The sequence below is a fragment of the Pseudoalteromonas sp. NEC-BIFX-2020_002 genome (genome assembly GCF_013002825.1).
In the GTDB taxonomy this organism is placed as follows: Bacteria; Pseudomonadota; Gammaproteobacteria; order Enterobacterales; family Alteromonadaceae; genus Pseudoalteromonas; species Pseudoalteromonas neustonica.
On the sequence record NZ_JABEPJ010000010.1, the window covers coordinates 191,675 to 203,311 of the forward strand.

At 39.7% G+C, this 11,637-nt stretch carries 9 protein-coding genes and 3 tRNA genes; 3 read left to right on the plus strand and 9 right to left on the minus strand.

From position 1 onward, the window contains the following. Nucleotides 1–15: 15 nt before the first annotated feature. The 5 genes from HJP15_RS13060 to HJP15_RS13080 all read right to left on the minus strand — a co-directional run bounded on the left by HJP15_RS13060 (nucleotide 16) and on the right by HJP15_RS13080 (nucleotide 8,113). Nucleotides 16–1,050 (minus strand): alkaline phosphatase D family protein, encoded by a 1,035-nt coding sequence (locus tag HJP15_RS13060; protein WP_405632065.1) that lies wholly within the window; start codon nucleotides 1,048–1,050, stop codon nucleotides 16–18. Between the two features lie 38 nt (nucleotides 1,051–1,088). Then, nucleotides 1,089–2,216 (minus strand): alkaline phosphatase family protein, encoded by a 1,128-nt coding sequence (locus HJP15_RS13065; RefSeq protein WP_170173949.1) that lies wholly within the window; start codon nucleotides 2,214–2,216, stop codon nucleotides 1,089–1,091. Nucleotides 2,217–2,275: 59 nt separating this feature from the next. After that, a complete protein-coding gene (locus HJP15_RS13070; protein WP_170173950.1) occupies nucleotides 2,276–4,645 on the minus strand; it encodes a TonB-dependent receptor domain-containing protein in 2,370 nt (789 codons plus the stop codon). A 265-nt stretch (nucleotides 4,646–4,910) separates the two neighbouring features. Next, nucleotides 4,911–6,938 carry an EAL domain-containing protein gene (locus tag HJP15_RS13075; protein ID WP_249365861.1) on the minus strand — a complete coding sequence of 676 codons (2,028 nt, stop codon included), beginning with the start codon at nucleotides 6,936–6,938 and terminating at the stop codon, nucleotides 4,911–4,913. A gap of 131 nt (nucleotides 6,939–7,069) precedes the next feature. Further along, nucleotides 7,070–8,113, minus strand: coding sequence for an alkene reductase (locus HJP15_RS13080; RefSeq protein ID WP_170173951.1), 1,044 nt, complete (start codon nucleotides 8,111–8,113; stop codon nucleotides 7,070–7,072). 124 nt (nucleotides 8,114–8,237) lie between these two features. Here HJP15_RS13080 and HJP15_RS13085 point away from each other — a divergent pair, with 124 nt between their 5' ends. The 3 genes from HJP15_RS13085 (at nucleotide 8,238) to HJP15_RS13095 (ending at nucleotide 9,703) form a co-directional block, all read left to right on the plus strand. Beyond that, on the plus strand, nucleotides 8,238–8,816 hold the full coding sequence (locus tag HJP15_RS13085; protein WP_054204777.1) for a TetR/AcrR family transcriptional regulator: 579 nt from the start codon (nucleotides 8,238–8,240) through the stop codon (nucleotides 8,814–8,816). A gap of 79 nt (nucleotides 8,817–8,895) precedes the next feature. After that, entirely contained in the window at nucleotides 8,896–9,291 is a 396-nt protein-coding gene (locus HJP15_RS13090) for a DUF2750 domain-containing protein (RefSeq protein WP_054204778.1), read from the plus strand. 139 nt (nucleotides 9,292–9,430) lie between these two features. After that, nucleotides 9,431–9,703, plus strand: a complete 273-nt coding sequence (locus HJP15_RS13095; protein WP_054204779.1) for a GGDEF domain-containing protein — start codon at nucleotides 9,431–9,433, stop codon at nucleotides 9,701–9,703. 200 nt (nucleotides 9,704–9,903) lie between these two features. Here HJP15_RS13095 and HJP15_RS13100 read toward each other — a convergent pair. The 4 genes from HJP15_RS13100 to HJP15_RS13115 form a co-directional block, all read right to left on the minus strand. After that, a tRNA-Ser gene (locus tag HJP15_RS13100) sits at nucleotides 9,904–9,993 on the minus strand. Nucleotides 9,994–10,141: 148 nt separating this feature from the next. Continuing rightward, the gene (nadA, locus tag HJP15_RS13105) at nucleotides 10,142–11,182 is read right to left on the minus strand and encodes a quinolinate synthase NadA (protein WP_054204780.1); all 1,041 of its coding nucleotides are present in this window, start codon (nucleotides 11,180–11,182) and stop codon (nucleotides 10,142–10,144) included. A 210-nt stretch (nucleotides 11,183–11,392) separates the two neighbouring features. Next, nucleotides 11,393–11,468 (minus strand) — tRNA-Lys (locus HJP15_RS13110). A gap of 91 nt (nucleotides 11,469–11,559) precedes the next feature. Further along, nucleotides 11,560–11,635, minus strand: a tRNA-Lys gene (locus HJP15_RS13115). Between the last annotated feature and the right edge of the window lie 2 nt (nucleotides 11,636–11,637).

An 11,637-nucleotide genomic window follows, 5' to 3' on the forward strand; every position in this document is an offset into this window, starting at 1 on the left:
ACTGTGCGAACTTACTTATTTATAAGGGCTAATACTCGACAATGAAAATTGACTTTGCATTATCACTTTGCCCTCAATACCTTTTAAGCTCAGCGAAATAACGGGATCAGCTTTTAGCCAATCAATACTTAAATCGCCGTAATTTACTTCGTGTGTATAATCCCCAACGCGGTGTTTATTTGGGCTCACATCTTTCCATTTTTCTGTTAACCCTGAGCTGGTCATTTCAGTTAACGGGTAATCTAGTTGCTCGGTATATTGAGATATCTCTCCCCAGTGGGTGTCGCCACTGATGATGATCACACCATTTACTTTATGCTTTTTAATCAACGTAAATAAACGCGCGCGGTCGTTTGGAAAATTAGCCCATGACTCCCACCCTGTAAAATCAGGTAAAAGCTGCAAACTTGAGGCTATTATTTTTATCTTCGCGGGCTTTATTAGCTCCTTCTCAAGCCATTGCCATTGTGTTTCGCCAAGCATAGATGCATTTTTAACTGTCGAAGGACTGTAAGGTCCTTGATTGGCTAATTTACGCTTTGTGTAATATTCAAGTTCACTAACATGGTTTAACGTATCACGGTTCCAACGTAAATCTGGCATGATAACCTGAATTGTTTGATCCCCTGCGCCGTACATATACGATGTATAAATCCCGTCAGGGCGTGTTCGGCGTTTTGAACCTGCTGGCTCTTGCCAAAAATCAAGCATGATTTGACGAGATGCTTCTTTGTGCGGGTATTCTTTACCTGCATCATTTTGCCCGTAATCATGATCGTCCCACATGGCTATTATCGGCGTTTTAGCTGTTAAGGTTTTAAACCCTGATTTTGCGCCTAATCGCTGGTATTTATCGGCTAATACTGTCATGTCGTTAGTATCACCATAAATGTTATCACCTAAAAAAATAAAAAGATCTCCCTCTTCTTTATTAATAGCATCAAAAATAGGAATGTCTTTGTCTTGATGCCCACACGAACCAAACAATATTTTTTGTGGTGTGTTTTGCATTACTAGCTTTGCCGTATTACTCAATACTGTAAAACTCATAAATACACTCAGCAACACAACCGCCTTAGCTAGTTGCTTCATTTTAATACCTCATCAATTGCATCTGCCATAGTTGGGTTTATACGATACGGGTTTTGGCCAAGCACTTTTAAAATTGTGGCTGCTATTTGTTTTTGCTTAAGCTGCGTTGTGGTTTTTAATAACCCTTGGCGTTTAATATCTGGGCCTATGGCTGCAAGCCAAATGTGTTCTGAACCAACAATTCCTTCAGGAAATGCTTTTTTACCTTGCTCAGATTGCGCCATTGCTTGTTTTGAACTGTGATGTTGCCAATCATTAGCGTTACTGCCACGACCATGATCTGTGGTAATAATAAGCGTTGTATTGTTTTGATAGCCTGGGGTTGACTGAATGGTTTGCCATAAATCCTGTATAAACGCATCACTTTGCTTTGCAGATTTTAGATAGTGATCATAATGACCATCGTGCGCAAAATCATCCGTTTCACCTAAACTAATCACCAATAGTTTTGGTTTTTTAGCCAGCATGTAAGCTTTAGCAAAACGATACGTAAAGCTATCTAATCGTACATTGTGCCATGGACTTGGGATCTCTTTTTGTAACGCATTTAATAGGGCTGCGTCAGCAAATAAATCATCGTCAATTGGCATAAACCCAGCATTAACATAAACACCACTGCGCTTTGCATTGACAATAAACGGAAATACATCCCAGCTACCAAATAAGGCCGTTTTGTTTTTATATTTAGGTTGGTGATGTAATAACTCTAAAATTGTTTTATTAGGATTGACAACTTTATCGTTACTGTTGATCTCTTCGTCAACACTCCCAGTTAGAATTTCGTTATACCCAGGGTATGAAAAATACCATGGGTTAGCGACCGACATCCTCGAGCCATTATTTCTATCACCGATGATCACCCCTTGTTTAGCAACCTGCTGGGTAATGAATGGCATTAACAATTTTTGGCGAATACGAGGCTCTTTGTGCCAAAACATTTTATTTAATTGCTCTGGATTTTTAACAAAATCAGTATTGTTGATGAGCTTTTCATCTGCGCCATTAAACACTTCTTGCCAGCGCACACCATCAAGCGTTACCAGCACGACATTATCACTGGCGCAGATCCCCTTACTGACAACAACGCATACAATGAACAAATACAGCGATATGATACGTTTCATATTATTCCTTATAGAAAAACCCATCATTGATGGGTTTCTTATTATCTTGAATTTAGGTATTAAAATGTTGCTGTAAATGTCAGCGCTGCAGTTCGCGGTGCGCCAATAAAGTACGTAGAGCCATTACCTGTACCACCAGATAAGTACTGTTTATCAGTCACGTTAGTCACAGCAAAAGCAATATCTATCGATTTAAATGGCCCTGCATTAACGTCTGCCGCATAGCCTGCATTGATATCTAGTACTGTGTAACCATCAACGTTGTTACGAGCACGAGTTTGCTCATTTAAAAATGCACCTAAGCGTTCACCCGTGTACTTAGCTGATATACCAAAACGAAAATCCCCACTGTAGTAGTCTGTAGAGATTACAAACATATCACTTGGCGAATCAATTACATCGTCCCCTTTTTTAAAGCTTGGCGACACATCATTACCATCTTCATCTTTAAGGATCACCCCGTTTGCATCATAAGCACTTGGATCATGCGATGCGTATTCTGAGCTATTACTAGTGTAAGAGGTATAAATGTTCCACTCATTTGTCAGCATATAGCTTGCAGATAACTCAACACCTTGTGAGTCAATGCCGCCAACATTAATGTATGAGCCATTCGTTCCTACTGTGTAATCGATGCCATCACTACCGCTACCAGGTGCTATAAAAGTAATACGATTATCAAATGCGATTGAATAAGCCGTTGCAGTTAAACTTAAGCGATCCGCGTTGTAACGCACGCCAAAATCAATATTCTCGGCCGTCTCTGGTTTGATTTCATTTAGCGTTGAACCATCACGTTCAAGTACACCGTCTTTAATTGCCGAGAAATTCTCACTAAAACTTGCAAATAACTCTGTGCTATTGTTTAGTTGATACAATGCGCCGGCACTAAATAATACATCTGAATCGCTGTTTATTTTATCTGATCGTACTGCTTCAAAATGATCATACTTCTGCAGTTCGACTAAATATTGTTTGGCACCAATATTAAATGTGAAATCACCCACCGTCATTGCGTCTTGGATGTACCACTTGAAAGTATCTGTTTCAAAAGTATTTTTATACTGAGTCCAGTAAGGTGTGCTATCAAAATGATGATAAATACGCGCGTCAATCACTTTATGCCAATCACGCGATTCATCACGATCAGTTTGCTCAAACCATATACCTGCTTCAATATCGTGCATACCCAAAGTCAACTTGTAATCAGCAGTAAGACCTAAACGGTCTTTATTGTAATGAGTGTGTCGATATGACATGACAGGTGTGGCCGTATCTGGATAACAAGCAGGGTTTAAACCCGTGCCTGAATCCCATGGCCAGCTTAGCGTCTCTTTGCAGTTTGCATCAGGTGTGAGTGGGTTACCTTGACTGTCTGCAAAACCGTATGACCCAGCATTTTTACCGCCTTGTGTTGTTGGCTTACCATCAGTATCAACAGGGGATGTTAAATAAGGCGGGATCCAATCACCGCGTCCCGAGTTTTTATGATAATACGGGCTAACTGTGAGTAATGACGACGGTGAAATGGCATATTCAAACTTTACATACCCTAAAGTGTTTTCACGTAATGTGCCCCAACCTTCTGCAAACATTTGATCAAAATGCGGCACACCGGTCCAATTCCACGTTAATTGATCCCAATCTGGTGTCTGTGCAAATTGCTTTAAACTCACACTGTTATAGTTTGTTTCACTTACATCGTCGTAAGATAAACGCCCTGTCACTGTCAGTGCTGAAAAGTTTGATACAAACTTTATTTCGCCGTGCTGGTTATCTTTACCACCATTGCTGCCATCACCTATCCAGCGGCTGGTATTTGTTTGTGAATAACTAGCGTAAGCTTGGGTATTATCGAACAAGGTCCCTGTGTCATGCTTTATATAAAAGCGCGTCGCATTGTGATCTCCTTGCGTATAAGCAAAAGTCGTATTGCGCTCAAGGGTTGGATCTTTACTCACAAAATTAAACGTACCGCCTAGCGCTTCTAATGACGCCGAGGCAATATCTGACGTCCCTTGGCCGACTTCTACTGTCGCTAAGTTTTCGCTATCAAGGTAACGGTTCGCTTTTGCACCACCACCATAATTAGACCCACCATTTGGAATACCATCAATCGTCATACCCAATTGTTGTTGGTTTCCGTCAATACTAAAGCCACGCATTGTGATCGTGGTTGACCAATCATCACCACCGAATGCATCGCCTTCGTTAATGCTGATCCCCGGCAAATTATCAATCACTGACAAAACGCTTGATACTGAGCTTTGCTGCTCTAGCATAGCAGGTTCAATTACATTATTGGCATAACTGGTCGGTTTTGCGACGACGGTGATCTCTTCAATCTCAGCCTCATTTGCATAACCCATTGAAGAAAAAGCTAAAGCAAGTGCCAAGCTAAGAGATGTTTTTTTAGTAAGAGTGCGCATTATTGTCCCATTTGCAATTGTTATTGTGTATGCGGGAACAGTATGGCGATGCTTGATGACAAAAAAGGGGCGTTTATCTTACGAAAAAATGAAACTAGTGTGTCTTATTTATGGCATAAATAAAGAAGGTGGGCCGTTTTGAGCTTTAATTCTTAAAACTGCTTCAATCTAGGAGCGATTGCATCGCTGCGTAAAGTTTACAATCAAGTTGCTTAAGTAAAAACCAAACACAGAGCTGAAATTCTACTTCAAAAATAAACACGCCCTATTCAATCGGCTTTGGCACAAAATGCTGAGCCTCATTTTTAGGTAATGCGGGGGCGTATAACCACCCTTGTGCAGTTTCGATCCCTAAACTTTTAACCCACGCTAACTCAGCTTCTGTTTCAATCCCTTCTGCAACAACAGAAAAGCCAAGCTTTGCAAATATCTGAGTCACTTGTTGATATAACACTCGCCCTGCGGGTTGCTCACATTGTAATAAAAATTGCCTATCTAGTTTTACATGCTTCACAGGAAGATTAGCAAGCATAGATAAGCTTGAATAACCTGTACCAAAATCATCAAGTACCGTTTCTATATTATTTTCCCTCAGCTTTTCAATATGTTCTGTTACAAGTGTTTGCTGAGTTAAATAGCTAGATTCAACGATTTCAATTTTTAGTTGATCAGGAAAATCGATAAATAAATCACATATTTTATTGATCATAGATTTATTCGTTAATACGTCTGGATTAACGTTAATACTAATTGTTGGTTTAAACCCAACATTGCTCCATTGCATTAAATCTCGGTGGGCTTGCTCAATCACCCAACGGTCTATTATGTCTGTTTGTTTATGTGCGACTAGCGTCTCTAGAAAGTAAGGCCCGGTGATCGAACCATCTCTTTTTATTAATCTTAATAATCCTTCGTAGCCATTTACATGACCTGTTTGTATATCTATTTGAGGCTGATAATAAAGCGCTAAGCGTGACTGTGATATGGTATTTAAAACGTGTGTTAAATGCGCAGAAGAAACACTACTTTGGCGTTGCTGCTCTATAAAGCGTTGCTCAGATTTAGCCGCAAAGCGTTCACTCATATTAAGTTTACTACTCAATTTATTAAACGCTAATTGGTAGTTATTTCGCTCACTGCTTAAACGTAAAAATGGGTAATAAATACATGCGTTACAGATAATTAAAAATACTTGTAAAATAGGCGCAACCAGATCTGTACCGACCATACTGCCATTGATTATAGTGGGTGTCATCCAGCTAATACTGACATCTTGGTAACCCACCGCGCCCGCTGAAATCATTGCATAGCTAACCACAAAGTTAAAACAAGGGACTAAAATAAACGGGATCAGTAACAATGGATTTAAAAAAATTGGTAGCGCAAATAAAATTATTTCGCAAAAATTAAACAATGAAAAAGGGAGTGATATGCGCGCTATATTCTTTTCATGACTCCCCTTGGCCAAAAAGAATGAGGCAACAATTAATCCTATAAAACCTCCAGTGCCACCAATCAACACAAAAGTATCGTAAAAGGTTTGTGCCGACAAGCCTGGGAAAATATCTTTGCTAATAAATGTTTGTTCAAACATCATAGAATACACATTGTCACCATGCACACCGAAGAACCAAAAGCCATGTATTATAAGCATTCGGTTAAATAGTTGTAACGCCACACTACTTTGGCTATCCACTGGGACTAAATATACTACGACGAAATGCAAAACGCTTTCTATGATTGGGAGGATCAAAAATAATGCGAAAAAAGCAAATGCAAAAGGTAAAATAAGTAACAGTTTTTCTTTTAAAAACTCACTCAGTAGTGGTAAATCAAAAAATGACATAGGTATAAACCTACGCCCTAGCATCAATAAATAACTGCTTAATGAAGGAACCAACACCGCATAAGCTGAGGCACCAGTACCATCTACCGTAAAAATACCATCTGAAAAAATTAAAAAATCACTATGAATGGAAAATGTGACCAGTCCTAATATACTACCAACAACGGCGCTGTTACCTAGGTTTTTAGAAAGATGGTAACCAACAGAAATAACAACCATAACAGGAAATAAGGTTAAAATAACGAGAGAGCTTTGCTGTACCGTCTTGTAGATAAAGTCGGCTGATGTTATGAACGAAAAATTTACCGCAACATTAAGCACTAAAATGGCTAATGCAGAACACACAAAATATGGGAGCAACGCAATAAACGCTTCGCGCAATGATAATATATAGCGTGAATGAGCAAACTGCGTAAATACGCCATTAATGTGCTTTATAGCCAACAATTTACGTTCTCTAAACTGGTTATTAAAGAGAGTATAAAGTATTTAATAAAAAAAAGGCGAATGATTGATTTCACACGTGTAAAATCATCATTTTGTATTAAGGTAGCGTAACCTTCGTTACGCCAAAATGTTTATATTAGTTCTGCTAGCATTGCATCATCATATGCAACCAACTCTTTACCTTGAGAAATTCTACTGACGTAGTCTGGATTAGCTATAAACGGACGCCCGATTGCGATGAGATCAAATCTATTTTCTTCAATCGCATCTTTTGCACTCTCGAAGCTATAGCTACCAACACCAACCAATGTGCCACTATAATTAGCTCTAAGGTACTCAGATGTTGTCATATCTTCAAGACTTGCAAAACGCATGCTATCGTCGAAAATACCACCATGTAAATAAGCTAACTGGCGCGTGTTTAATTGCGCTAACAAATAATCAAATACTGCTTTATCGCGATTATCTTCACTCATATTAAAGTAAGCTCCCGGCGATAAACGTAATGCCGTTTTATCTGTCCCTATAGCACTTATAACTGCATCAACAACGTCAAGCGCAAAACGCGACATATTCTCTGGTGTTTGACCGTATTCGTCTTCACGCTCATTGGCCGCATAATGTAAAAACTGATCAATCAAATAACCATTCGCACCATGTATCTCTACACCGTCAAATCCAGCTTCAACTGCATTTTCAGCGGCCTTTGCATAATCTGCTATCAATGATTGAATATCTTCAGACGTCGCTGCTTTTGGAGTTTGATACGTCAGTTCACGCATTCGTGGTACAGACCCTTCAATACCAATTGCAGATGGGGCTAGCACTTCTCCATCAAAAAAATGCGGATGTGCCACACGGCCAACATGCCAAAGCTGAGCAAAAATTTTACCGCCATTTGCATGCACAGCATCAGTTACTTTTTGCCAACCTTGAATTTGTTCACTTGTAAATAACCCCGGTGTATTTGGGTAGCCTTGTGCGTCAGGGCGAATAATAGTCGCCTCGCTGATAATCAAACCAGCTTCGGCACGGCGTGCGTAATATTCAACCATAGCTTGAGTTGGTACTAAGTTTTCATCTGCCATACAACGCGTTAGTGGCGCCATTAATATACGGTTTTTTAATTCTATTGTGCTGTTTAGTTTAAACGGAAGCAGTAATTCAGTCGTCATTATTGTTAATCCTTATCTTGAGTGTACATTCAAGATAAGGGCGTGCACATAAATATTCAACCCTTTTTTGAATATTTGTTCAAGATTAAGTAAACTATGCTCATTAATAGTAAATGAGAGTGCCATGAGAGTCGCCGAATTTGACCGCGAATTTGTATTGCGTCAAGCCATGCTTGCGTTTATGCAATTTGGCTATGCCAAAACCAGTATGCAAAAGTTAACCCAGGTAACATTACTGCATCCGGGCTCATTGTATGCTGCGTTTGGTAATAAAAAAGGCATTTTTTTAGCTGCAATTGAACAATACCAAACCGATCGTAACGAACAATTTACCGCGCTTTTTTGCCCTACCCAACCGGTATTACCCAATTTAAGATGCTATATAGACTCTATCGTCAGCGAATGTATCACTGGCGATGCCATGAAAGTTTGCTTGCTCACTAAAAGCATTAGCGAAGTTGAAGGTCAAGATGCACAAATTAATGAGGTACTTAGTGCCAATTTAAATGCTTATGAAAATGCCCTTACCCAGCAATTTTCTCGTGCAAAAAGTCAAAATGAGATCCAAAATGTGCGAAGCGCTCAACAACTTGCACGTTTTTTTGCAATGAGTTTATACGGATTAAGAACTTATGCTTTAACTAATCGCGATGCCGATGCATTAGCATTACTTGCAGATGATATTTTCAATGCCATTAAATAAAATGTTGACTGATCGACACGTTGTCATATTAGTCAATATACTTAATACATAACCAAGCCAATCAAAAGTGAATTTATATATGAATGATGCAACCGCCGCTGCAAATGAAAAGTTCGAGTTGACCCTGAATCTAGGAGCAAAAAAACGACTGGCGTTTATGTTTGAAACCGTTCAAGAATACAAGCAAATATGGATTTTAAACGACGACGATGGCTGCGTAATGTTAGCAAATGAAGACGATGATTGCGTACCAGTTTGGCCGGAACGTATTTATGCTGAAGCTTGGGCAACAGGCGAATGGGAAAACTGTACAGCTAAAGCTATTAATCTGCAAGATTGGCGTACTCGTTGGACACCGGGCCTTGAAGAAGATGATTTGTTGATTGCCGTATTCCCAACGGAAGACGATGACGGCACCATCTTATTCCCTGATGAGTTTGACTCACAGCTAAAAGCACCTAAAAAACGTTATTAATCTCTTAACGTTATAAACATAAGCGGCAACAAGCCGCTTTGTACGATTAATTTATACTACTGCTTTTCAATTAATGACAGTTCAATAAACCTCTTCGTAAAGCCTTTACACAATAATTACACTCAAAACACTTTCTAGTATGGATAAAGTAGCTCGTTGGGGAGGAGAAGAGTTTTTGATATTCTTACCTGAAACGAATAAACAGCAAGCTAGCCACTTAGCTGAAAAACTTCGTTTGGCAATAAGTGATATTAAGCTTACTCATAAAACACACACGCTCACTGTAACAGTCTCTTTAGGTGTGTCTGAATATCAGCACCAAAGCGACTATAAGGATCTCGTTAAGCAAGCCGATCTCGCTCTTTATAAGGCTAAAGAATCTGGACGTAATCAAGTTATCTGTATTGATTAGTTTTAAATTCCTACAGCCTATAATTACGGTAGAAATTTATCCTAAACGCTTTTAAAGCCTACAGGATAAATTTAGCACCGAATGAGTGTTTAAACTCACTAGCTTGACCCTAAAGCCAGTAAGTTGTAACTCATATTTACCACGAAAGCATTTAAACTGGCACAAAAAAGGACGCCATGAGGCGTCCTAATATTGAATAGTGGCGGAGGAAGAGGGATTCGAACCCTCGTTAGGGATAAACCTAAACACACTTTCCAGGCGTGCGCCTTCAGCCACTCAGCCATCCCTCCGCAGGTTACCATTTGGTAACGCGGCGTAATAGTATGAAATAGCGTCCAGTGGTGCAAGGTGTTTTTCTTATTTGTGCTTTAACTGCCTAGTAAACAAACAAAAAGGCCGCTAATAGTGATATCAGCGGCCTTTTCTGTTTAACTTGGCTTAACGTTGTAGTGAAGCTGAGAAGTCGAGCATACGATTAAGCGACTTAAGTGCGCCCTCACGTAGCTGCATATCTACAAATACTTCTTTACCTGTTGCATCTAGTAATGCTTCCTCAATCGCTTTAAGGCCGTTCATTGCCATCCATGGGCAATGTGCACAACTTTTACAGGTTGCGCCCTCACCTGCTGTTGGTGCGGCTACAAATTCTTTATCTGGGCATAACTGCTGCATTTTATAAAAAATACCGCGGTCTGTTGCAACAATGAACTTTTTATTATCCATTGTTTGTGCTGCTTTTATCAGCTGACTCGTTGAGCCAACAGCATCTGCTAGGTCTACAATTTCGGACGGAGATTCTGGGTGAACTAATACGCCTGCATCAGGATAAAGCGCTTTCATGTCCTTTAGTGCTTTTGTTTTGAACTCATCATGAACAATACATGCGCCATTCCACATGATCATATCTGCGCCAGTATTCTTTTGAATATACGCGCCTAGGTGTTTATCTGGGCCCCAAATAATTTTCTCACCCATTTCATCAAGGTGTTCAACAATCTCAAGTGCACACGATGAGGTAACAATCCAATCTGCACGTGCTTTAACAGCAGTAGAGGTATTTGCATACACAACAACTTTTCGATCAGGGTGCTGATCACAAAACGCTGAAAACTCATCAATTGGGCAACCAATATCGAGCGAACATGTGGCAGCCAATGTTGGCATAACAACGGTTTTATTAGGTGTCAGTATTTTTGCTGTTTCCCCCATAAAGCGCACGCCCGCTACAATGATCATGTCGGCATCGTGCTTGGCGCCAAAACGCGCCATTTCTAGCGAATCAGCAACACAACCACCGGTTTCTTCAGCAAGGGCTTGAATTTCAGGATCAGTATAATAATGGGCAACCAATACCGCATTTTTATCAATCAGCAATTGTTTGATACGTGCTTTGTATTGCGCTTGCTCTTCATTATTCAATGGAGCTGGTTTAGGAGGAAAGATATAACCTTCAGGCATAATAGTTTGAGCTAAACTCATTTCTCGACCACTTAATCTACAGTGCATTTATAGAGTGAATTATACGAGAATATAAAACTAAATAACAGTGGTGCTCGGTAATACCGATTTGATTAAAGCATTTATATTTAAGAGATAGATAATTTTTGATTGAAAAGCATTTTATGTGTGAAATACAAAAATCTTGAAACGAGGCGTGGGAATAAACTTATCGCAGTAAAAATATCAGGATGGTGGGTCATGATGGATTTGAACCATCGACCAATTGATTAAAAGTCAACTGCTCTACCAACTGAGCTAATGACCCGCTCTGATATGCCTGCTTAACATTTGATGCTGTTAATCACACTGCGTAAATCCGCCGATGAGCCATGCTGTTATTCATAATGAATAAAAGATGGTGGGTCATGATGGATTTGAACCATCGACCAATTGATTAAAAGTCAACTGCTCTACCAACTGAGCTAATGACCCGC

Bases quoted from the DNA above. Each gene is read 5' to 3' on its own strand.
- nadA (WP_054204780.1), bottom strand. From the start codon at position 11,182: ATGAGTTTAGCTCAAACTATTATGCCTGAAGGTTATATCTTTCCTCCT.
- HJP15_RS13070 (WP_170173950.1), bottom strand. From the start codon at position 4,645: ATGCGCACTCTTACTAAAAAAACATCTCTTAGCTTGGCACTTGCTTTA.
- HJP15_RS13090 (WP_054204778.1), top strand. From the start codon at position 8,896: ATGAATGATGCAACCGCCGCTGCAAATGAAAAGTTCGAGTTGACCCTG.
- HJP15_RS13085 (WP_054204777.1), top strand. From the start codon at position 8,238: ATGAGAGTCGCCGAATTTGACCGCGAATTTGTATTGCGTCAAGCCATG.
- HJP15_RS13080 (WP_170173951.1), bottom strand. From the start codon at position 8,113: ATGACGACTGAATTACTGCTTCCGTTTAAACTAAACAGCACAATAGAA.
- HJP15_RS13060 (WP_405632065.1), bottom strand. From the start codon at position 1,050: ATGAGTTTTACAGTATTGAGTAATACGGCAAAGCTAGTAATGCAAAAC.
- HJP15_RS13095 (WP_054204779.1), top strand. From the start codon at position 9,431: ATGGATAAAGTAGCTCGTTGGGGAGGAGAAGAGTTTTTGATATTCTTA.
- HJP15_RS13065 (WP_170173949.1), bottom strand. From the start codon at position 2,216: ATGAAACGTATCATATCGCTGTATTTGTTCATTGTATGCGTTGTTGTC.